The organism is Mesorhizobium sp. BR1-1-3 (genome assembly GCF_020165455.1).
In the GTDB taxonomy this organism is placed as follows: Bacteria; Pseudomonadota; Alphaproteobacteria; order Rhizobiales; family Rhizobiaceae; genus Mesorhizobium; species Mesorhizobium ciceri.
Window position 1 is genome coordinate 268,697 of record NZ_JAIUIC010000003.1, and the last position, 21,173, is coordinate 289,869.

The following is a 21,173-nucleotide window of genomic DNA, read 5'->3' on the forward strand; positions in this document are numbered from 1 at the left end:
CTGGCTAATACCCCGCCTTGCGGTCCACCAGATTGTCGAGCTTTTCGCCGCGTTCGAAGGCGTCCATCTGGCGCAGCATGATCGGCGCCAGATGCACCGGATCGGAGGTCGCCGCCGCGTGTGGCGTCACGAACACTTTCGGATGCCCCCACAGCGGACTGGTCTTCGGCAGCGGTTCGACCTCGAACACGTCGAGGCTTGCCTCCTTCAACGTGCCGTCATCCAGCGCCCGCAAAATGTCGGCATCCTTCTGCAGGCGGCCACGCCCGGCATTGATCAGCACCGAGCCGCCGAGGCCGTTGCGTTTCCGCAGCTCCTTCAGCACGCCGTAGTTGATGATGCCCTTGGTCTCCGGCGTCAGCGGCAGAAGCACCACCAGGATGTCGGTTGCCTTGAGGAAGGGGATCAATCCGGCCTCGCCGGAATAGGTCGCGACGCCTTGCATGGCCTTGTCGGTGCGCGACCAGCCATTGACGGCAAAGCCGAGCGAGAGCAGCACCGAGGCCGCGGCGCGGCCGAGACTGCCGAGGCCCATGATGCCGACCGAAATATCACCGGCAGGCCTCTGCTGCGGCTCATGCCAGATCTTCTTCGACTGCTGCGACCGGTAGAGCAGGCCCTGGCGGTGATGGTCGAGCACCCGCCAGACGACATATTCCGTCATGTACTGGGTGAGGTTGTCGGCAACGATTTTGACGATCGGCACGTCGGGCAGGCCGGGATCGGCGAAGATATGGTCGACGCCGGCGCCGATCGAGAAGATGGCGCGCAGATTGGGCAGCGACGCCAGGATGTTCGGCTTCTGCTTCCATACAACGGCATAGGTGATCGAGGGGTCGCTGGCGCCGTCCGGCTCCAGCACCACCTCGCGTTCGGCCGACAGCAGGTCGCGCCAGCGCTGCGGATGAAAGCCGGTGACGGCAAGCAGGATGCGGCCTTTTTCCATTGCGGTCCTTTAGTCCCTCTTTACGCAAATCACTCGCTGACGATGCCGACCGGTGCCGTCTCGATCTTGAAGGCGGCCGAGATCAGCGCCCGAGTATAGTCGGTTTGCGGATTTTCAAAAATCTGCTGGGAAGGGCCGGCTTCGACGATCCTGCCATTGCGCATGACGATGACGTCGTTGGCGAGCGCGCGGATGACTTTCAAATCATGGCTGATGAAGAGATAGGCGAGGTCGTGCTTGGCCTGCAGGCTGCGCAGCAGGTCGACGACCTGCGCCTGCACGCTCATGTCGAGTGCCGATGTCGGCTCGTCCAGCATGACGAAGCGCGGGTTGAGCACCATGGCGCGTGCGATGGCAACGCGCTGGCGCTGGCCACCGGAAAACTCGTGCGGGTAGCGGTTGCGGGTCGCCGGATCGAGCCCAACCTCCTTCAGCACGGCGGCCACCTTGTCGTCGCGCTCGTCGGGCGACAGCTTCGGCTCGTGGATCTTGAGGCCTTCCTCGATGATCTCGGCGATCGACATGCGCGGGCTGAGCGAGCCGAACGGATCCTGGAAGACGATCTGCAATTCGCGCCTGAGCGGCCGCATTGCATTGAAGGACAGCTGGTTGATGTCGCGACCGTTGAACTGGATCATGCCGGTCGACGAGATCATGCGCGCCAGCGCCAAGCCGAGCGTCGTCTTGCCGGAGCCGGATTCGCCGACCACGCCGAGCGTCTGGCCGGCGCGCACGGTGACATCGATGCCGTCCACTGCCTTCACATTGTCGACGGTGCGGCGGAAGAAGCCCTGCTTGATCGGGAACCAGACCTTTATGTCCTTGCCGGTCATGACCGGCTTGGCGTCGGCATTGGCGGCCGGCGGCTTGCCCTTCGGCTCGGCCGCCAGCAGATGCCTTGTGTAGGCATGCTGCGGATTGGCGAAGATCTCCTTGGTCGGGCCGGTCTCGACGATCTTGCCCTTGGTCATCACGCAGACGCGGTCGGCAATCTTGCGCACGATGCCGAGATCATGGGTGATGAACAGCATCGACATGCCCTTGCGGCTCTTCAAGCCGGCCAGCAGTTCGAGGATCTGCGCCTGAACGGTGACGTCGAGCGCCGTCGTCGGCTCGTCGGCGATCAGAAGTTCGGGCTCGTTGGCCAGCGCCATGGCGATCATCACGCGCTGGCGCTGGCCCCCGGACAGCTGGTGTGGATAGGCATCGAGGCGCTTGTGCGGATCGCGGATGCCAACCTCGTTGAGCAGGGCCAGCGTGCGCTCCTTGGCGGGGCGGTCGGCCATGCCTTGGTGCAGCTTCAGGATCTCGACGATTTGATGCTCGATCGTGTGCAGCGGATTGAGCGAGGTCATCGGCTCCTGGAAGATCATGGTGATCTTGTTGCCGCGCACCTGCCGCAACTGCTTCTCGCCCATCGCCAGCAGGTCGTTGCCCTGGAACACGATCTTTCCCGAGGGGTGGCTGGCGCTTGGATAGGGCAAAAGCTTCAGCACCGAAAGCGCCGAGACCGATTTGCCGGAGCCGGATTCGCCGACCAGCGCCACCGTCTCGCCCTTGGCGATGTCGAACGAGATGTGGTCGACCGCCGTCGACTGGCCGCCGCCCTGGCTGAAGGCGACGCTGAGGTCCTGTACGCTGAGCAAGGGGGCTTCGCTCATCGGAACGTCTTGCGCGGATCGAAGGCGTCGCGCGTCGCCTCGCCGACGAAGACCAGCAGCGACAGCATCAGCGAGATGACGACGAAGCCGGAAATGCCGAGCCACGGCGCATTGAGGTTGCGCTGCGCCTGCTTGAGCAATTCGCCGAGCGAGGCGGAGCCGGGCGGCAGGCCAAAGCCGAGATAGTCGAGCGAGGTCAGCGTCGAGATCGAGCCCGAGAGCAGGAAGGGCATGAAGGTCAGTGTCGCCACCATGGCATTGGGCAGCAGGTGCCGGAACATGATGGTGCGGTTGGGCACGCCGAGCGCCCGGGCCGCGTTGACATATTCGAAATTGCGGGCGCGCAGGAACTCGGCCCGCACCACGCCGACCAGCGCCACCCAGGAGAACAGCAGTATCAGGCCGAGCAGGATGAAGAAGCCCGGCGGCAGGATGGCGGCGACGATGAGCAGGAGATAGAGCACCGGGATGGCGGACCAGATCTCGATGAAACGCTGGAACAAGAGATCCGTCCAGCCGCCGAAATAACCTTGCACGGCGCCGGCCGCGACGCCGATCAAGGCCGAGCCGGCGGTCAGGATCAGGCCGAACAGCACCGAAATGCGGAAGCCGTAGATGACGCGCGCCAGCACGTCGCGCGCCTGGTCGTCGGTGCCCAACCAATTCCAGTTGCCGACGATGCAGGCGGGGTCGGCAGCACCCTGCGGATACTGGTTGCAGCGTGTCTTGGCGTCATACTGCCACGACGGCCTGGCCGGTGCTGCTTCGGGAATAGCGTTGTTGACCGTCTGATAGGAGTAGCGCACCGGCGGCCAGATCATCCAGCCATTGGCGTTGATCTCGTCCTGGATGACCGGATCGCGATAATCGGTGACGGCATAGAAGCCGCCGAATTTTTCCTCGGGGTAGGCGACCAGCACCGGAAACAGGATTTCGCCCTTGTAGGAAGCGATGATCGGCTTGTCGTTGGCGATGAACTCGGAAAACAGCGACAGCACGAACAGGACGAGGAAGATCCACAGCGACCAGTAGCCGCGGCGGTTGGCTTTGAAGTTCTGCAGGCGGCGCTTGTTGAGCGGCGACAGAAACGGCCGCTTGATCCGCGCGGGTGCCGCGTCGACGGGGACTGTAGCCTCCGACATCAGACGTCTCTCCGCTCGAAATCGATGCGCGGATCGACCCAGGTGTAGAGCAGGTCGGACAAGAGCCCGACGAACAGCCCGAGCAGCGAGAAGATGTAGAGATTGGCGAACACCACCGGATAGTCGCGCTCGACCACCGACCGGAAGCCGAGCAGACCGAGGCCATCGAGGGAGAAGATGTTCTCGATCAGCAGCGAGCCGGTGAAGAAGGCCGAGATGAAGGCGCCGGGAAAACCGGCGATGACGATCAGCATGGCGTTGCGGAAGACGTGGCCGTAGAGCACCTGCCGTTCCGACAGACCCTTGGCTCGCGCCGTCACCACATACTGTTTGCGGATTTCTTCGAGGAACGAGTTCTTGGTCAGCAGCGTCGTGGTGGCGAAGGCCGACAGCACCAGCGCGGTCAGCGGCAATGTCATGTGCCAGAAATAGTCGACGATCTTTCCCCACCACGACAATTGATCCCAATTGTCCGAGGTGAGGCCGCGCAACGGAAACCAGTCCCAGAAAGACCCGCCGGCAAACAGCACCATCAGCATGATGCCGAACAGGAAGCCCGGAATGGCATAGCCGACAATGACGACGCCGCTGGTCCAGACGTCGAAGGGAGTGCCGTCCTTGACCGCCTTGCGGATGCCGAGCGGGATCGAGATCAAATAGGACAACAGCGTGATCCACAGCCCGATCGAGATCGACACCGGCATTTTTTCCAGGATCAGGTCGAGCACCGAAATGTCGCGGAAATAGCTGTCGCCGAAATCGAAGCGGGCATAGTTCCACAGCATCATGCCGAAGCGCTCGAGCGGCGGCTTGTCGAAGCCGAACTGCTTTTCCAGCTTCTTGATGAATTCCGGATCGAGCCCCTGCGCACCGCGATATTTCGAGCTGACGTCACCGGCGGCATCGAAATTGCCGCCAGCACCCGCGTCGCCGCCACCACCGCCGAGGCGGTCGCTGCCGCCCTGATTGGTCAGCCGGGCGATGACCTGTTCGACCGGACCGCCGGGGGCGAACTGGATGACGGCGAAGGATATCGCCATGATGCCGAACAGCGTCGGGATCATCAAAAGGATGCGGCGCAGGATATAGGCGCCCATCAGGCCTTCTGCCCTCGTTGAGCGAACATCTCAGCCTTTGCCAATTCTTGCCGCCTTGCCCTTATCGAACCACCACAGCGTCTCGACCGGAAAGCCGAAATCAGGCTTCTGTTCGACAAAGCCGAACATGTCCCAATAGGCGACGCGGTGATTCGCCAGATAGTATGTTGGAATCCAGTCCAGCCGCGCGCGCAAGACCCGGTCGAGCGCTCTGAGCGCCGTGACGAGTTCTATACGGTCTTTCGCCTTGGCTGCTGCCGCGATCAGGGCGTCGATGGCCTTGCTTTCGGTGCCCGGATAATTGCGTTGCCCCGGGATTTTCGCCATGCGGGAATCATAGAGCATCTGCAGGCTGTCGTCAGTCGGCGTCGCCCCGATCGACCAATGCAGCAAGGCAAGATCGAAGTCGTAATTGCTGTGCCGCTGCTCATACTGCGCCGAATCGATTTGCCGGATCGATGCGTCGATCCCGATCGCCTTCATATTCTCCGACCACGGGGTGTAGATACGAACGATGCCATCGTCCTCCGCCAGCATTTCGACCCGCAGCGGCTCACCCTTGTCATTGACGACGAAACTGCCGTCGCGCTTCCAGCCGGCTTGCGCAAGCAATCTCGAAGCCTCGCCCAGCAGCTTGCGGTCATGGCCCGAACCGTCGGACAGGGGCTGTGTTACCGCTTCACCGAAAACCTCTGGCGGCAACTCGGCCCGGAATGGCTCCAGCAGGGCCAATTCGTCAGGCGAGGGCAGGCCTTCGGCCTTGTAATCCGATCGTTCGAAGTTCGATTGAGAACGCTCGTAGGAGCCGTAAAACAAGGCCCGCTTCATCCATTCGAAATCGAAACATCTGGCGATCGCCCGCCGCACCCGCTCATCGCGGAATTGCGGACGACGCTGGTTCAGCGCGACGCTCTGCATGTCCGGCGTCTTCTCGCCGGGAAATTCCCGTTTGAGGACCTTGCCGTCCTTCAGCGCCGGAAAGTCGTATCCGGTCGCCCATACCCGTGAGGTGAATTCCTCGCGAAAATGCGTGTCGCCTTTCTTGAAGGCCTCGAATGCCGCCTGCCGGTCAAGATAGAAGTCGATGCGGATGCGGTCGAAATTGTAGAGGCCGCGGTTCACCGGGAGATCGCGGCCCCAATAATCGGCGACGCGGTCATATTCGACCGTCTGTCCGGCCGCCACGCGTCCAATCTTGTAGGGTCCCGAGCCAAGCGGCGGCGTCATGGTCGAAGCATCGAAATCATTGGCCGTGTAAAAGGCCTTGGAGACGATAGGCATCCCCACGATCGCAAGGACGTTTTGCGCCGACTGCTTGCCGTTGAGGGTGAGATCGACGGTGGTGGGATCGACCGCAACCACGTCGGTCATGTACCGCAACGCCTGGGAAAGGTTCGGATGGCCCTTGTCCTTATAGAGCTTCAGCGCAAAGACAACGTCTTGCGCGGTCAGCGGCGAGCCGTCGTGGAAACGCGCTTGCGGTCGCAGCACGAAGCGGAAACCGTTGCGGTCTGGCGACAGGGTAATGGTTTCGGCAAGCAGGCCATAGACTGCATCTGGCTCATCGAGCGCGCTTGTCATCAGCGAATCGAAACAGAGTTCGGCGCGCGGCGGCGCCTCCCCCTTCAACACCAGGAAATTCAACGTGTTGAAGGTCAGGAAGCTCTGATTGAGGGTTGCGTTCGGCGGCGCGAAATTCATCTGGCCGCCCTTGGGCGCGTCCGGATTTACGTAGTCGAAATGCGCGAAATCGGGCTTGTATTTGAGGTCGCCGAAGGCCGACAGGCCATGCAGCTTGATGCCGGTCGCAATGTCGGCGAAGGCCCGGCCGGGCAACAGGGCAGCGGCTGCCGCGGCACTGCCCAGGGCGAGAAAGTCGCGGCGGGGCAGGGCCGCCATCAATTGCCGCCCTTGTATTTGGCCGCCAGCGCCCTCTCCTTGTCCGGGTCGATCCACCAGGAATCGATGTCGGCGCCGACATAGGCGGGCTGCTTGTCGGGGAATTTGAACTTGTCCCAATAGGCCAGCCACACCGCCGACCGGTGATATTGCGGCAAGACATAGAAGTTCCACAGCAGGATGCGGTCGAGCGCATGGGTGGCGGCGACGAGATCGTCGCGATCGGTGGCGAAGATGATGCGATCGACCAGCGCGTCGATGGTCGGATCCTTGATGCCCATCAGATTGCGCGAACCGGGCGAATCGGCAGCTTTCGAGCTCCAGAAGTCGCGTTGCTCGTTGCCCGGCGATTCCGACTGCTGGAGGATGCCTGTGACGACATCGAAATCAAAATTGTTGACGCGGTTGATGTACTGCGTCTGGTCGATGATGCGCAAAGTGGCATCGACACCGATCTTGCGCAGATTGGCGATGTAGGGACTGGCGATCACCTGGTCAGTGTCGTTCCAGCCGAGGATCTCGAACTTGAACGGCGCGCCGGTCTTGGCATTGACCATCTTGCCGCCCTTGATCACCCAGCCCGCCTTGGCGAAGAGATCGACTGCCTGTTTCAGGTACTTCCGTTCCGCCTGCGGCGAATCATAGACCGGCAGCTTGAATTCCTGGGTGAAAAGTTCGGGCGGCAGCTTGTCGCGGTATTTTTCCAGGATCTCCAGTTCCTTGCCTTGCGGCAGTCCGCTCGACGCCAGTTCTGTGCCCTGGAAATAGCTCGATGTACGGGTGTTGAAGCCGAAGAACAGGGTGCGGTTCATGCTCTCGAAATCGAATGGGATGGTCAGTGCCTCACGCACCAGCCGGTCCTGGAACAGCGGCCGCCGCTGGTTGAGGACGAAACCCTGCATCGGTTGCGGCGCCTGGGTCTGGAAATCCTTCTTGATGACATCGCCGGCCTGGAATGCCGGGAAATTGTAAGCCGTCGCCCACTTACGCGAACTGTATTCGCGGTTGATGTCTTCCAGTCCGCCTTTGGTGAAGGCGAGCCAGGCAGCATTGTCGTCGAGGATATAGGTGTAGCGTCGGGTGTCGAAGTTCTCGCGGCCGATCTTCACCGGCAGCTTGGCCGCCCAGTAGTCCGGCACACGCTGCCAGATGATCTCCGAGCCCGGCTTGAAGCTGGCGATCTTGTAGGCCGCCGAACCGAGCGGGATTTCCAGGGTCGGCTTGGTCACGTCGCGTTTCTTGCCGTTGGCATCGGTGCCTTCCCACCAATGTTTCGGCAGCACTGCGAGGTCGCCGATGATCTTGGGCAGTTCGCGATTGCCCTTCTGGTTGAAATGGAACTCCACCTCGCGGTCCGAAATCGCCACCGCATCGGTGACATTCTCGAAATAGCGGCTGTATTGCGGGCTGTTGGCCTTGAGCACCTGGAACGACCAGATCACGTCATCGACGGTGATCGGCTGGCCGTCATGCCATTTGGCGCGCGGATCGAGCCGGTAAGTCGCGGAGGAATAGTCATCAGGATATTTGTAGGCGTCGGCGATCAGCGGATGGCTGGTGCTGCCTTCATCGGTCGCCTGCTCCATCAGCGTGTCGTAGAGCAGGCCGCCGCCGAACCCGACCAGGCCGGCGGCCGGTGATCCCTGGACGACATAGGGATTGAAACTGTCGAATGTGCCTGGCACCACCGAATTCAGCGTGCCGCCCTTGGGCGCGTTCGGATTGACGTAGTCGTAGTGCTGGAAATTGGCGCCGTATTTGGACTCGCCGATCAGCGATGAGGTGGTGCGCCATTCGTCGGCGCGGGCAGCCTGCAATCCCGCCGCCAGAAGGGCTGCCGCCAGCAACGACTTGAGAAGCGTTCGGCCAACCGTCATGCACTATCCTCTTCGCGATGCCCGCTCATGGGCAATCTAGATGATTTGGCGCTCGTGAAAACCGTCATGCGCGGCTTTGTCGCCGCCTATGCGGTTTTCCCAATAAAAAAGCCGGGCTGAACCCGGCTTTTTCAAGGTCGTTGAGATGATATCGAAATTATTGGGCAGGCGCCGGTGCCGGTGCGGCCGGAGCCGGGGCGGCGGGAGCGGCCGGCGCGGCACCCTCAGCCGGCTTTGCCGGAGCGGCTGCATCGGCAGGCTTGGCGCCTGCATCGGCGGCACCGGGTGCCGGCAGCGGCTTGGGATTGTCGGACAGCGTGCGCAGATAGGCGATGACGTTGGCGCGGTCCTCGTCCTTGGGCAGGCCGGCGAAGCCCATGGCGGTGCCCTTCACGAATTTCTTCGGCGAGGTGATGAAGTGGTTGATGTTGTCGTAGGTCCACTTCTCGGTGCCGCCCTTGGAGAATTCCTTCATGCCGGCCGAATAGGCAAAGCCTTCATGCTCGGCGACCGGACGGTCGACGAGGTCCCACAGGTCCGGGCCGACCTTGTTGGGGCCGCCCTTTTCGCCGGAATGGCAGGCCTGGCACTTCTTGAAGACGGCAGCACCCTGCTCGACATTGGCGGTCGCCAGCAGATCGGCGATCGGCTTGGCCGCGGCGGCGGGCGCGGCCGGACCGCCTTCGGCGGGCTCGGCGGCCTCGATGGCGAAACCAGGCTTTTCCGGCGCCGGCGACGCAAACAGCGCATCGGACACAATGCCGACCGAGAAGACGACGAAAACGGTTCCGAGCAATCCGGCGAGCAGTTTGTTGACTTCGTTGGAATCCATACGCCCCTTGCTCCCTTTTCCGGCGGACAGAACCGTCCACTCCGTCCGTCGGTATCGTGACCGTCCTGCCAGGGCGGTCAAATCGGGCGGAAACTAGGTCTTTTGCTGCGGCGTTGCAACACCTATAAGGGCGCTTCCAGTGAGACCTTTTGCCACTTTCCCTGTCCTCTTTCGAGACGCCTTGCACCCGAAATGTCCACGCTGATCCTGATCCCGGCCCGCATGGCTTCGACCCGCCTGCCGGGCAAGCCGCTGGCCGACATCGCCGGCGCCCCGATGATCGTCCATGTCGCCCGCCGCGCCGCCGAAGCCGGCCTTGGCCGGGTGGTGGTGGCGACCGACACGCAAAGCGTGGCGCAAGCCGTGCGCGCGCACGGTTTCGAGGCCGTGATGACACGCATGGATCATGAATCCGGCTCCGACCGCATCCACGAGGCGCTGGTCGCGCTCGACCCCGGGCGCAAGGTCGAAACCATCGTCAATGTGCAGGGCGACCTGCCGACCATCGATCCCCGGATCATCGCCGCGTCGCTCAGGCCTTTCGAGGACAGTGCGGTGGATATCGCCACGCTCGGCGTCGAGATCGTCCGCGATGAGGAAAAGACCAATCCCAATGTCGTCAAGATCGTCGGCTCGCCGCTTTCCGGCAGCAGGCTGAGGGCGCTCTATTTCACCCGTGCCACGGCGCCTTGGGGCGAGGGGCCGCTCTACCATCATGTCGGCCTCTACGCCTATCGCCGCGAAGCACTCGAGCGTTTCGTCGCGCTGAAGCCGTCGCCGCTCGAACGGCGCGAGCGGCTGGAACAGTTGCGGGCGCTGGAAGCCGGCATGCGCATCGACGCCGAGATCGTCCAGTCGCTGCCGCTCGGCGTCGACACGCCTGAAGACCTCGAACGCGCCAGAACAATCCTTTCAACCTGAGATATCGGCATGCCTGAAAAGACCAACAGAATATCCTTCCAGGGCGAGCCGGGCGCCAATTCCGACACCGCCAGCCGCAACATGTTTCCTTCGATGGAGCCGTTGCCCTGCCCGACCTTCGAGGATGCCTTCAACGCGGTCGAGACCAACAAGGCCGACCTCGCCATGATCCCGATCGAGAACACCATTGCCGGGCGCGTCGCCGATATCCATCATCTCCTGCCGGAATCGAAGCTGCACATCGTCGGCGAATATTTCCTGCCGATCCATTTCCAGCTGATGGTGCTGCCAGGCGTCAAGCGCGACGAGATCAAGACGGTGCACAGCCACATCCATGCGCTTGGCCAGTGCCGCAAATACGTTCGCAAGAACGGTTGGAAGGCGATCGTCGCCGGCGACACGGCCGGCGCCGCCAAAATGGTCTCCGAGGTCAAGGACCGCAGCATGGCGGCGCTGTCGCCGGCCCTGGCCGCGACCCTCTACGGGCTCGATATCATCGAGCAAAATGTCGAGGACACCGACTCAAACGTCACCCGCTTTGTCGTTCTGACCAAGAACAAGCAATGGGCCGAGCGCCCTTCGCCCGACGTCAAGATGATGACGACCTTCATCTTCCGCGTCCGCAACGTGCCGGCCGCGCTCTACAAGGCGATGGGCGGCTTCGCCACCAACGGCATCAACATGACCAAGCTGGAGAGCTACCAGCTGGGCGCTTTCACGGCGACGCTGTTTTACGCCGACATCGAGGGCCATCCCGACGATCCGCTGGTCAAGCTGGCGCTGGACGAGCTTCGCTTCTTCTCGCGCGAAGTGCGCATTCTCGGCGTCTATCCGGCCAGCGAGTCGCGTGAACAGTGGAAGGTTGCGGACTAGATCACCGCGCCCAGCGGGACATAGTCAATCTCCATGAAGGTCTCGACCTCCGGCACCCAGCGGTCGCGCACGAAGGCGACATGGTCTGGATGGTCGTTGTACCTGGTGTAGGCGGCCTGGTCGGCGAACTCCATCGAGAAGCCGAAACGATAGTCGTTCTTGGGGCTGATCTGCCGCAATTGCTCGAAATGCGTGACGCCCCTGATCGCGGTGAGGATCCTCTTGGCGTCGACCAGGAACCGCTTTTCCTCCAGCGAATGCGGCGGATGCTTCAGCGTGAAAACGACGGTGTGACGGATCATGTCCTGCTCCTGCAATGTCTTTAGGTGTTCGCTGCCATCATTCTGAATCGACCCAGGCGCGGATGAGGTGATGCGCAATGGCGCCTTTCGGCGGCGTGATCAGATTGCCCTGGTGCGTCCTTTCCAGCATCCGGCGCACCTCGTCGCGAAAAAACCAGCGGCAGTCCTCAAGCTCGTTGAGGTCGGCCTGGATATCGTCATTGAGCGGCTCGCCGAAGCAGCCGATCATCAGCGAATAGGGAAACGGCCAGGGCTGGCTGGCGTGGTAGACGACGCGGCCAAGCCGGATGCCGGCCTCTTCTAGCGTCTCGCGGCGCACCGCCGCTTCGATCGTCTCGCCCGGCTCGATGAAGCCGGCGAGGGCCGAATACATGCCCGGCGCGAAATGCCGGCCGCGTCCGAGCAGGCACTTCTCCCGCGTCGCCGTCAGCATGATCGCCACCGGGTCGGTGCGCGGAAAATGCTCGGTGCCGCAATTCGGGCAATGCCGCTTGTAGCCGCCGGCCCGCATCTGCGATTCCGTGCCGCATTTGCTGCAGAAGCGATGGCTGGCATGCCAGGCGAGCAAAGCCGCCCCTTGCGCCATCGCGCCGGCCGCCGCCTCGTCGATCAGCCCTTGCATGTAGACCGAGCGGTAGTCGATGGCCTTGACTGTTTCCGGAAGCTGTTCGGGTTCGACGCCGGCGGGCACGGCCAGCACCGCTCCTCGTTCGGAAAAGCCGAGCAGGATGCCTTGCGCCAGGGAAACCTTGAAGGGCTCGCTCTCGGTCGCGCCGAACCAGGGATCGAGAGCGCCGCCATCGCCGAGCTTCAGATAGAGCCGGCCGCCATGCATCAGAAGCAGCCGCGTCGCCGGATCGGCCAGCGCTTTGTCGACCGAATCGTCGGCGCGGTTCTCGGACTGCCGGTCGATCGTGTTGCCGGCGAAGCCGACGAACTGGCTCGGCTCGCGCAAAGGCGCGTCAAACAGGCGGAAGCTCATGGGGACTCTGGAATATGTTGAGGGATGGACACGGGGAACGCTTATAGCGCCGCCTTGATCGTTTCGGCAAACCGTCGCAAGTCGGAACGCTGATAGGGCTCTCGCAGGCCATGTCCCCACACAGGACCTGGCCAGCCGGGATCGCCTTCAGAACGCGCGATGACATGGATGTGCAACTGGCGCACGATGTTGCCGAGCGCGCCGGTGTTGATCTTGGTGCAGCCGGTCGCTTTCTTCAGCGCCTGCGCCACCATATTGGTCTCGAAGGTCAGCATCGCCTGGTCGAGCGGCGTCATGTCGTGGATTTCCTCCGCGCCGGGGCGCTGCGGCACCAGCAGCAACCAGGGCCAGCGGCGGTCGTTCATCACCCGCAGCTCGCACAGCCCAAGCCACATCAACTGTTCGCTGTCCGCCTCCAGCCGTGCGTCCAGAGTGAATCCGGCCTTCAGGCCCGGCAGCATCGGCGTTTCCCTTGCTTTTCTTGTTTTCCTCAAACGCAGGAACGCTAGAGCGGCGGCAGGGGGGCTGCAAGCGAATCATTGCGCCCCTCACGCTTTGGTGCGCCAATTCCATATTTTTGCGATTTCTGCGGCGCACTTGCATTTCGTCGCGCAATTGCCGATATGGAAAGCGGGAGGTTGGTGGTGGACGATCCACTCGCCAACCGGGTCAGGTCCGGAAGGAAGCAGCCCTAACGAGCCCGGAACGGGTCATTGTTCCAGCCTCCCACCTCATCGGCCCCTCTCGCGACATTGACGACGCATTGCAGCGCGGGCGAGACTATGCGCAGGAATCGGCCGCCTTCGGGCGGGCCATTTGGAGCTTTACGGGCGTATGAGCGAAGCCGGAAATTCGGGACCAAAAAGCCTGGAGATAGGCAAGGCCGCCGCCTATCGCGTGCTGGCACGCAAGTACCGTCCTTCGAACTTCTCCGAGCTGGTCGGCCAGGAGCCGATGGTGCGCACCCTCACCAACGCCTTTGCCACCGGCCGTATCGCCCAGGCCTGGATGCTGACCGGCGTGCGCGGCGTCGGCAAGACCACGACGGCGCGCATCCTCGCGCGCGCCCTGAACTATAAAACCGCTGATATCGACCAGCCGTCGGTCGACCTTGCCGTCCTCGGCGAACATTGCCAGGCGATCATGGAAGGCCGCCATGTCGACGTCATCGAGATGGACGCCGCCTCGCACACCGGCATCGACGACATCAGGGACATCATCGAGCGCGTGCGCTACGCGCCGGTCTCGGCCCGCTACAAGGTCTACATCATCGACGAAGTGCACATGCTGTCGACGCAGGCCTTCAACGGCCTTCTGAAGACGCTGGAAGAGCCGCCGCCGCACGTCAAATTCATCTTCGCCACCACCGAGATCCGCAAGGTCCCGATCACCGTCCTGTCGCGCTGCCAGCGCTTCGACCTGAGGCGCATCGACGCCGGCGCGCTGGTCGGGCATCTCGCCTCGATCTCGGCCAAGGAGGGCATTTCGGTCGACGACGACGCGCTGGCGATGATCGCGCGCGCCGCCGAGGGCTCGGCCCGTGATTCGCTCTCCATCCTCGACCAGGCGATTGCCCATGGCGCCGGCTCTGTCGGCGCCGATGCCGTTCGGGCGATGCTGGGGCTTGCCGACCGCGCCCGCATCGTCGACCTGTTCGAACATGTGATGAAAGGCGATGTCGCGGCAGCCCTTGGCGAATTCCGTGCGCAATACGATACCGGCGCCGATCCGGCCGCCGTGCTGACCGACCTTGCCGAATTCAACCACCTCGTCACCCGGCTGCGTTTCGTGCCGACGGCCATCGAGGATGCCTCGCTATCCGAGGACGAGCGGCAGCGCGGCGCCGATTTCGCCAGGACGCTGTCGGTCAGGGTGCTGTCGCGGACATGGCAGATGCTGCTCAAGGGCATTCCAGAGGTGCAGTCCTCCAACCGGCCGGTCAGTGCCGCCGAAATGGTGCTGATCCGGCTGGCGCATGCCGCCGACCTGCCGACGCTGGACGAGGCGTTGAGATCGCTTGAAGGCGCCGCGCCGGTGCAGAATGGCGCGCTGCGCCCAAATGGGGCGCCCGCAGGGGGAGGAGGCAACGGCAACGGCGTCAGCGCGGTGGCGCAGACGCGCATGCCGTCTGGCCCGGGCGGCGCGCAGACCATGCGGCTGGTCGAAGCCTCGCCTGCGCCCGTTGCCTACGTCGCTCCGCCGGAGCCGGTCACGGAGGCGCAATCGGCGCCGCTGAAATCGCTGGCCGACATCATTGCCCTGGCAGACGCGCAGCGCGACATCGCCTTCAAGGTGCTGGTCAAAAGCTGCATCCGGTTTGTACGCATCGAGCCCGGCCGCATCGACGTTGGCCTGACCAGCGATGCGCCCAAGATGCTGCTCAACGACCTGACGACGAGATTGCGCGCCTGGACCGGTCGCAGCTGGCTTGTCTCGCTGTCGAAGGAAGAGGGCGGCCAGACGCTCGCCGAAATGGAATCGGCCAAACGCGAGACGGCTTTTCTCGATGCCAAGAGCGACCCGACAGTGGCCGCCATCCTGGCGCGCTTTCCCGGTGCCAAGATCATCGACGTGCGCATTCCGGACGCGCCGGAAGCCGAAACGGCAGAGGCCGAAGTGCCGGTCGAGCCGCCGGCTGACGACGATGAACCCTGATCCAGCCACGAATCCGCAAAGGACCCGACCATGAAAGATCTTCTCGGCCTGATGGGCAAGGCGAAGGAAATGCAGGCCAAGTTCCAGGCCATGCAGGACGAGATCGCCACGCTGGAAGCGTCCGGCCAGGCCGGCGGCGGCCTGGTCAATGTGACGTTGACCGGAAAATTCGAGATGAAGTCGTTGAAGATCGATCCGTCTCTGTTCAAGGAAGACGATGTCGAGATCCTGGAAGACCTGGTGCTGGCCGCTCACAACGACGCCAAGACCAAGGTCGAGCAAATCATGCAGGAAAAGACCAAGGCGCTGACCGCGGGCCTGCCGATCCCGCCGGGAATGAAACTGCCCTTCTAGCCTTCGGTGCGGCCATGGCCGAAGAGCCGTCCGAAAGACTGATCGAGCAGCGTATCCGCAACAGGATCTACGAGATCCTGGAAATCCTGGCCGATTGTGACGACGGCGTCGATCTCGTCGGCATCAAGGGTTATTTCTATCTGTTCGAGGATTTCCTCCATCGCCCATCGATCGAAGCCGGCACATCGGCGCTTTCGAAGGACGAGCGCGCGATCGTGCTGGAGATCGCCGAATTCCTCGAGGCGGCAAGCGAGACAAATCCGGACTTCACCAAGGCTGAGTTCATAGACAGCGACTGGCCGGGAAAGATCGCGCCGACGGCCAGGGAGGCGCGGACGCTGTTCCTCCGGCGCGGCCTGTTTTCGGAGAAGGTCGAGGAGCTTGAGCCTGGCCAGCCGGCCGCGATAGCGGCCGGGCGGTAGATCGCTTCAGGAAAAACCGCGTGGTGCTTTCCCTAGGGGCAATTGCGGCGAAACAAAGAGAGAGCGGTCATCGCTTTTGTGAAATGACGGCTCGATCTATCTGGAAAGCCACGAAATTGTGCCAATTTGGCAACAGTACGTTGTTAATAACGTTTTGGCCATCATTTTGCCCGAAAGTGTCTCATTCTTGCCGCAGCCTGGGGGCGGGCACGAAGTGAGAGGGTTACCTGTTGATTTCCACGCGATGGAAGACGCCGCTGTTGCTCGGCGCCGTCATTTCACCCCTGTTTTTGGCTGCCTGCAGCCAGACCACTTCACACGGCATGTCCGTCGCCAGCCTGACCGACGCCATCACGCCGGGTTTCCTGAGTTCAGGGGCCTACAGCCACACGCCGAAGGACAAGGAATGCCTGGAACGGGCGATGTTCTTCGAGTCCAACCGCTCGAGCCGCGACGGCATGATCGCGGTCGGCACGGTGGTGATGAACCGGCTGCGCTCCGGCAACCATGGCAGCACCATCTGCCAAGTGGTGGGCGAGCCCGGGCAGTTCGCGCCTGGTGTCATGACAAGGCCGATGAATTCACGCGCAATGCCCGATGTCGAGGAAGCCGCCGACGCGGTGCTGAAGGGCGAGCGCAAGTCCAAGCTCAAGAACACCATGTTCTTCCACACAGCCGGCCTCCGCTTCCCCTACAAGAACATGCACTACACCATGGTTGCCGGCGGCAATGCCTTCTACGAGAAGCGCGGCCGCAACTGGCAGCCGCTGCCGGATGAGCCGCAGGTCGCTATTGCCTCGGCGGCGCCCGACAAGTCAGCCGCGCCGGTGACGATGGTCGCGTCCGCCGAGCCGGTGCGTCCAGCCAGGACGGCAACCGTTCGATCCGCTCCCGCCCAGCAGACCTATGTGACCGCCGCCGCCGCGCCGGCCGCGAAATCCGCGCGTGTCTCGCAAGAGCCGACGGTGGTGGCGATGCAGGAGCCGATGGAAGAGCCGGATGCCGCGCGTTTTGGCGGAAGCTTGAACACAAGGGTCATCTCGTCGGTTCAAGACGCGCCGCAAGAGGCGTCGATGGGGTTCCAGTCGACGCCTGAGAACACAGACGCCATTGGCGCGATGATTGTCAGCCAGGGCCGGCCGCTCGAGACCAACTGATCTGCGCCCCGCGGTCCGCCAAGGCCCAATATGGCGGTCATGCGGATGCAGATGTTCCAAAGCGCTCTGAAAAATCCTGGAGCGGGTCACCGTTTCGTGGAAACGGTGAACCGCTCCAGCTTTTCGTTTTGACGCAATTCCGGACGGAAAACCGCTTCGCACTTTTCCTGGAATTGCTCTAGATCAGAGCGATGTCGAAGCGAATCGCCGGTCCCGAGATCGAACGTCTGATCCAGCTCCTGGCCAAGGTGCCGGGGCTGGGACCCCGTTCGGCCAGGCGTGCCGCCCTTCATCTGATCAAGAAGAAAGAGCAGCTTTTGTCGCCGCTTGCCGCCGCCATGGCCGAGGCGGCCGACAAGGTGCGCATCTGCTCGACCTGCGGCAATGTCGATACATCGGACCCTTGCATGATCTGCACCGATCCGCGCCGTGATGCCGGCACCATCATCGTCGTCGAGGACGTCTCCGACCTGTGGGCGCTGGAGCGCGCGGCGGCGATGAATGTGCGCTACCACGTGCTCGGCGGCACGCTGTCGCCGCTCGACGGCATCGGCCCCGAGCAGCTCAACATGCGCTCGCTGGTTGATCGCGTCGCCGGCGGCGAGGTCAAGGAGATCATCCTCGCCGTCAATGCGACGGTCGAGGGCCAGACGACCGCGCATTACCTCACCGACCAGTTGTCCGGCTTCGACATCAAGGTGACGCGCCTTGCGCATGGCGTGCCGGTCGGCGGCGAACTCGACTATCTCGACGAGGGCACGCTGGCCGCGGCGCTGCGCTCGCGGACGGCGTTTTGACAAAGTTGCGGCAGAGGATGCGGGTCATGATTTTTGCGCGTCCTTCCAGGCTGGTGCCAAGCACCCCCCTCGACAGGACGGAGAGGGGTGCGAAGGAACGCAAACCTCTCAGATTGGTTCTGTTTTCCTTTTTTGCAGTTCTTCTCTCGGTCTTTTCCACCCCCGCCTCCGCCGCAAAGATCGACGACCAGTTCCGCGCCTGGCTGCAGAACGACCTCTGGCCACAGGCCAAGGCGAAAGGCATTTCCAAAACCACCTTTGATGCCGCCTTCGACGGCATCAAGCCCAATCTGAAGCTGCCGGACCTGGTCAAGCCGGGCGAGAAGGCGGCCACGCCCCAGAAGCAGCACCAGGCCGAATTCGGCTCACCCGGCGCCTATTTCGCCGAGAAGACGGTTCGCGCGGTGACGGCGGGCGGGCGCGCGCGCGAAGCCGCCAATGCCAGGACACTTGCGGCCATCGAAAAGCGCTATGGCGTGCCGGGCGAAGTGCTGCTGGCGATCTGGGGCCGCGAGACCGGATTCGGCGCGGCGAAGATGCCTTATGACGCCTTCGAAGTGCTGGGCACCAAGGCATTCATGTCGACCAGGAAGGACTTCTTCCGCACCGAACTGCTTGCCGCACTCGAGATCGTCGAGCGCGGGCTGGCTCCGGTCGGCGCGATGAAATCGTCCTGGGCCGGCGCGCTAGGCCAGCCGCAATTCATGCCGACCTCGTTCCTGAAACATGCCATCGATTTCGACGGCGACGGCCGCGTCGACATCTGGAACTCGACGCCGGACGTGTTGGCCTCGATCGCCAATTATCTCGTCCACTATGGCTGGGTAAAGGGTCGTGGCTGGGGATTCGAGGTGACGGTTCCGGAAAGCGTTTCCTGCTCGCTGGAAGGCCCGGACCAGGGCAAGAAAATCTCGCAATGGGCTGATATGGGCATCAAGCGCGTCGGCGGCAAACCGTTTCCAGTGAGTGAGCTGAAGGCCGAAGGCTTTCTGCTGATGCCGGCAGGGCGCAGTGGCCCGGCCTTTGTCGCCACGCCCAATTTCTACGTGCTGAAGCAATACAACACCAGCGACCTGTACGCGCTGTTCATCGGCCATGGCGCCGATCGCATCGCCCATCGCGATCAGAACTTCGCCGGCAGCTGGGGCGCGGTCGGCGGGCTGCACCGTTCGGACATCGCCGCCCTGCAGCGGGCGCTGGAGGCCAAGGGCTATGATGTCGGCAGCGCCGATGGCCTGCCCGGCTTCAAGACCCGCCGCTCGATCGGCATATGGCAAGCCAAGAACGGCCGCGCCGCCACCTGCTTTCCTGACGCCGACCTGGTCGCAGTGCTGAAATAGCTCCGAAATTAGCAGATTTTTCTCGATCGGCAGCCTCGATTGGCTGGCCTATGCGTCGACACCCCACCGGCCTTTCTGGCCCAATGAGCCGTCGTATAAATGCTCGTTGCCCGCCACGGGGCCGCCGGGTATGGTGTTGACCAACTGGACAAAAACCACGACGGTAAGTGGGCAGAGGGGCCGTCTCCAGGCCCCGAAAAAATTCCGCAACCCTGAGCCGGGAACTCAGGTCAACAAACAACAAAACAGGGAACAATCACAATGATGATGGAAAAGTTTGCTCTACGCTCTCGCTTCCTGCTCGCGGGTGCCGCCATGTCGGCGCTGCTTCTGGCCGGCGCGCCCGCCGGTGCGGTCACGCCCGCCGACACGCTGGTCGAAGGTTTCGCGATCGACGACATCATCTCCATGGATCCGGGCGAGGCGTTCGAGCTGTCGACCGCCGAGGTCACCGGCAACACCTATGATCTGCTTGTCCGTCTCGACCTCAGCGACACCTCCAAGGTCAAGGGCGACCTTGCCGAAAGCTGGACCGTCTCCGATGACGGCCTGACCTACACGTTCAAGCTCAAGCCCGGCCTGAAATTCGCTTCCGGCAATCCGATCACGGCGTCCGATGTCGCCTGGTCGTTCGAGCGCGTCATCAAGCACGACAAGAGCCCGGCCTTCATCATCGGCCAGTTTGGCATCAGCGGTGACAACGTCACCGAAAAGGCCAAGGCTGTCGACGACGGCACCTTCCAGTTCACCGTCGACAAGGCCTATGCGCCGAGCTTCGTGCTGAACTGCCTGTCGGCAACGGTGGCTTCGGTGGTCGACGCCAAGCTGGTCAAGGAGCATGTCGCTTCGGTCACGCCGAGCGCCGACTACAAATGGGACAATGACTTCGGCAATGCCTGGCTGAAGACCGGCTATGCCGGCTCCGGCGTCTTCAAGCTGCGCGAATGGCGGGCCAACGAAGCCGTCGTTCTCGAGCGCAACGACAATTACTACGGCGAAAAAGCCAAGCTTGCCCGCGTCATTTATCGCAACATGAAGGAAAGCTCGGGCCAGCGCCTGGCGCTCGAGGCTGGCGACATCGACGTTGCCCGCAATCTCGAACCGAACGACCTCGACGCCATCGCCAAGAACGCCGACCTCACCACCACCAGCGCGCCCAAGGGCACGGTCTATTACATCAGCCTCAACCAGAAGAACGCCAACCTCGCCAAGCCGGAGGTGCGCCAGGCGTTCAAGTATCTGGTCGACTATGATGCCTTGAGCTCCACCATCCTCAAGGGCATCGGCGAAATCCATCAGACCTTCCTGCCCAAGGGCGTGCTCGGCGAATTGGATGAGAATCCGTTCAAGCTCGATGTCGCCAAGGCCAAGGAATTGCTGGCCAAGGCCGGTCTGCCCGACGGCTTCAGCGTAACCATGGACGTACGCACCGGCCAGCCGACGACCGGGATGGCGGAATCGATCCAGCAGACGCTCGGACAGGCCGGCATCAAGCTCGAGATCATCCCGGGCGACGGCAAGCAGACGCTCACCAAATACCGCGCCCGCAACCACGACATCTATATCGGCCAATGGGGCCAGGATTATTTCGACCCGAACTCCAACGCCCAGACCTTTGCCTCGAACCCGGACAATTCGGATGGGGCCAAGACCAAGACGCTGGCCTGGCGCAACGCCTGGGACATTCCGGACCTGACCAAGCAGACGGAAGCGGCACTGCTCGAGAAGGATGCCGGCAAGCGCGCCGACATGTACAAGGATCTCGAGAAGAAAATCCTCGACACCAGCCCCTTCGTCGTCATCCACCAGCAGCTGGAAGTGGCCGGCCTGCGCAAGAACCTCAAGGGCTTTGCGCTCGGCCCGAGCTTCGACACCAACTTCGTCGGACCGGTGTCCAAGGAATAGTGCTCGCGGAC

19 protein-coding genes and 1 other RNA gene are annotated in these 21,173 nt (G+C 62.7%); 10 read left to right on the top strand and 10 right to left on the bottom strand.

The window, feature by feature from the left end:
- Window positions 1–4: 4 nt before the first annotated feature.
- From LB559_RS08470 to LB559_RS08500, 7 genes are all read right to left on the bottom strand, one after another.
- Entirely contained in the window at window positions 5–946 is a 942-nt protein-coding gene (locus LB559_RS08470) for a 2-hydroxyacid dehydrogenase (RefSeq protein WP_013527944.1), read from the bottom strand.
- 29 nt (window positions 947–975) lie between these two features.
- The gene (locus LB559_RS08475; RefSeq protein WP_013527943.1) at window positions 976–2,607 is read right to left on the bottom strand and encodes an ABC transporter ATP-binding protein; all 1,632 of its coding nucleotides are present in this window, start codon (window positions 2,605–2,607) and stop codon (window positions 976–978) included.
- Window positions 2,604–3,749, bottom strand: coding sequence for an ABC transporter permease (locus tag LB559_RS08480; RefSeq protein WP_224673774.1), 1,146 nt, complete (start codon window positions 3,747–3,749; stop codon window positions 2,604–2,606). The genes LB559_RS08475 and LB559_RS08480 overlap by 4 nt, the downstream gene beginning before the upstream one ends.
- Entirely contained in the window at window positions 3,749–4,846 is a 1,098-nt protein-coding gene (locus LB559_RS08485) for a microcin C ABC transporter permease YejB (protein WP_013527941.1), read from the bottom strand. The genes LB559_RS08480 and LB559_RS08485 overlap by 1 nt, the downstream gene beginning before the upstream one ends.
- A gap of 30 nt (window positions 4,847–4,876) precedes the next feature.
- A complete protein-coding gene (locus LB559_RS08490; RefSeq protein WP_063171156.1) occupies window positions 4,877–6,745 on the bottom strand; it encodes an extracellular solute-binding protein in 1,869 nt (622 codons plus the stop codon).
- Window positions 6,745–8,622, bottom strand: a complete 1,878-nt coding sequence (locus tag LB559_RS08495) for an extracellular solute-binding protein (protein ID WP_064995732.1) — start codon at window positions 8,620–8,622, stop codon at window positions 6,745–6,747. Before LB559_RS08495 ends, LB559_RS08490 begins: the two co-directional genes overlap by 1 nt.
- Window positions 8,623–8,779: 157 nt before the next feature.
- Window positions 8,780–9,454, bottom strand: coding sequence for a c-type cytochrome (locus LB559_RS08500; RefSeq protein WP_224673775.1), 675 nt, complete (start codon window positions 9,452–9,454; stop codon window positions 8,780–8,782).
- A gap of 192 nt (window positions 9,455–9,646) precedes the next feature.
- Here LB559_RS08500 and LB559_RS08505 point away from each other — a divergent pair, with 192 nt between their 5' ends.
- Complete coding sequence (locus tag LB559_RS08505) at window positions 9,647–10,375, top strand: 3-deoxy-manno-octulosonate cytidylyltransferase (protein WP_027161787.1); 729 nt, start codon at window positions 9,647–9,649, stop codon at window positions 10,373–10,375.
- 9 nt (window positions 10,376–10,384) lie between these two features.
- The gene (locus LB559_RS08510) at window positions 10,385–11,248 is read left to right on the top strand and encodes a prephenate dehydratase (protein ID WP_013527936.1); all 864 of its coding nucleotides are present in this window, start codon (window positions 10,385–10,387) and stop codon (window positions 11,246–11,248) included.
- Here LB559_RS08510 and LB559_RS08515 read toward each other — a convergent pair.
- From LB559_RS08515 to LB559_RS08525, 3 genes are read right to left on the bottom strand one after another with little or no spacing between them, the layout of a single operon-like run.
- Window positions 11,245–11,550 (bottom strand): Dabb family protein, encoded by a 306-nt coding sequence (locus LB559_RS08515; protein ID WP_027161785.1) that lies wholly within the window; start codon window positions 11,548–11,550, stop codon window positions 11,245–11,247. The genes LB559_RS08510 and LB559_RS08515 overlap by 4 nt on opposite strands.
- Window positions 11,551–11,587: 37 nt before the next feature.
- Window positions 11,588–12,532 (bottom strand): NAD(+) diphosphatase, encoded by a 945-nt coding sequence (gene nudC, locus LB559_RS08520; RefSeq protein ID WP_224673776.1) that lies wholly within the window; start codon window positions 12,530–12,532, stop codon window positions 11,588–11,590.
- 41 nt (window positions 12,533–12,573) lie between these two features.
- Entirely contained in the window at window positions 12,574–12,993 is a 420-nt protein-coding gene (locus tag LB559_RS08525; RefSeq protein WP_013527933.1) for an HIT domain-containing protein, read from the bottom strand.
- Window positions 12,994–13,165: 172 nt separating this feature from the next.
- On the opposite strand from LB559_RS08525, the gene ffs reads away from it, so the two are divergent.
- The 8 genes from ffs (at window position 13,166) to LB559_RS08565 (ending at window position 21,162) form a co-directional block, all read left to right on the top strand.
- Window positions 13,166–13,262, top strand: an RNA gene (gene ffs / locus LB559_RS08530) — signal recognition particle sRNA small type.
- A gap of 104 nt (window positions 13,263–13,366) precedes the next feature.
- Entirely contained in the window at window positions 13,367–15,187 is a 1,821-nt protein-coding gene (locus tag LB559_RS08535; RefSeq protein ID WP_224673777.1) for a DNA polymerase III subunit gamma/tau, read from the top strand.
- Between the two features lie 30 nt (window positions 15,188–15,217).
- Complete coding sequence (locus tag LB559_RS08540; RefSeq protein WP_013527931.1) at window positions 15,218–15,541, top strand: YbaB/EbfC family nucleoid-associated protein; 324 nt, start codon at window positions 15,218–15,220, stop codon at window positions 15,539–15,541.
- 14 nt (window positions 15,542–15,555) lie between these two features.
- Window positions 15,556–15,963: a hypothetical protein gene (locus tag LB559_RS08545; protein ID WP_013527930.1), complete on the top strand. Its 408-nt coding sequence runs from the start codon at window positions 15,556–15,558 to the stop codon at window positions 15,961–15,963.
- A 230-nt stretch (window positions 15,964–16,193) separates the two neighbouring features.
- Window positions 16,194–17,120, top strand: a complete 927-nt coding sequence (locus LB559_RS08550; RefSeq protein ID WP_013527929.1) for a cell wall hydrolase — start codon at window positions 16,194–16,196, stop codon at window positions 17,118–17,120.
- 191 nt (window positions 17,121–17,311) lie between these two features.
- Window positions 17,312–17,917: a recombination mediator RecR gene (recR, locus tag LB559_RS08555; protein WP_013527928.1), complete on the top strand. Its 606-nt coding sequence runs from the start codon at window positions 17,312–17,314 to the stop codon at window positions 17,915–17,917.
- A 26-nt stretch (window positions 17,918–17,943) separates the two neighbouring features.
- A complete protein-coding gene (locus tag LB559_RS08560) occupies window positions 17,944–19,257 on the top strand; it encodes a lytic murein transglycosylase (protein WP_224673778.1) in 1,314 nt (437 codons plus the stop codon).
- A gap of 261 nt (window positions 19,258–19,518) precedes the next feature.
- A complete protein-coding gene (locus LB559_RS08565) occupies window positions 19,519–21,162 on the top strand; it encodes an ABC transporter substrate-binding protein (protein ID WP_224673779.1) in 1,644 nt (547 codons plus the stop codon).
- The last annotated feature ends 11 nt before the right edge of the window (window positions 21,163–21,173 follow it).

Bases quoted from the DNA above. Each gene is read 5' to 3' on its own strand.
- LB559_RS08470 (WP_013527944.1), bottom strand. From the start codon at position 946: ATGGAAAAAGGCCGCATCCTGCTTGCCGTCACCGGCTTTCATCCGCAG.
- LB559_RS08475 (WP_013527943.1), bottom strand. From the start codon at position 2,607: ATGAGCGAAGCCCCCTTGCTCAGCGTACAGGACCTCAGCGTCGCCTTC.
- LB559_RS08480 (WP_224673774.1), bottom strand. From the start codon at position 3,749: ATGTCGGAGGCTACAGTCCCCGTCGACGCGGCACCCGCGCGGATCAAG.
- LB559_RS08485 (WP_013527941.1), bottom strand. From the start codon at position 4,846: ATGGGCGCCTATATCCTGCGCCGCATCCTTTTGATGATCCCGACGCTG.
- LB559_RS08490 (WP_063171156.1), bottom strand. From the start codon at position 6,745: ATGGCGGCCCTGCCCCGCCGCGACTTTCTCGCCCTGGGCAGTGCCGCG.
- LB559_RS08495 (WP_064995732.1), bottom strand. From the start codon at position 8,622: ATGACGGTTGGCCGAACGCTTCTCAAGTCGTTGCTGGCGGCAGCCCTT.
- LB559_RS08500 (WP_224673775.1), bottom strand. From the start codon at position 9,454: ATGGATTCCAACGAAGTCAACAAACTGCTCGCCGGATTGCTCGGAACC.
- LB559_RS08505 (WP_027161787.1), top strand. From the start codon at position 9,647: ATGTCCACGCTGATCCTGATCCCGGCCCGCATGGCTTCGACCCGCCTG.
- LB559_RS08510 (WP_013527936.1), top strand. From the start codon at position 10,385: ATGCCTGAAAAGACCAACAGAATATCCTTCCAGGGCGAGCCGGGCGCC.
- LB559_RS08515 (WP_027161785.1), bottom strand. From the start codon at position 11,550: ATGATCCGTCACACCGTCGTTTTCACGCTGAAGCATCCGCCGCATTCG.
- nudC (WP_224673776.1), bottom strand. From the start codon at position 12,532: ATGAGCTTCCGCCTGTTTGACGCGCCTTTGCGCGAGCCGAGCCAGTTC.
- LB559_RS08525 (WP_013527933.1), bottom strand. From the start codon at position 12,993: ATGCTGCCGGGCCTGAAGGCCGGATTCACTCTGGACGCACGGCTGGAG.
- LB559_RS08535 (WP_224673777.1), top strand. From the start codon at position 13,367: ATGAGCGAAGCCGGAAATTCGGGACCAAAAAGCCTGGAGATAGGCAAG.
- LB559_RS08540 (WP_013527931.1), top strand. From the start codon at position 15,218: ATGAAAGATCTTCTCGGCCTGATGGGCAAGGCGAAGGAAATGCAGGCC.
- LB559_RS08545 (WP_013527930.1), top strand. From the start codon at position 15,556: ATGGCCGAAGAGCCGTCCGAAAGACTGATCGAGCAGCGTATCCGCAAC.
- recR (WP_013527928.1), top strand. From the start codon at position 17,312: ATGTCGAAGCGAATCGCCGGTCCCGAGATCGAACGTCTGATCCAGCTC.
- LB559_RS08560 (WP_224673778.1), top strand. From the start codon at position 17,944: ATGATTTTTGCGCGTCCTTCCAGGCTGGTGCCAAGCACCCCCCTCGAC.
- LB559_RS08565 (WP_224673779.1), top strand. From the start codon at position 19,519: ATGATGATGGAAAAGTTTGCTCTACGCTCTCGCTTCCTGCTCGCGGGT.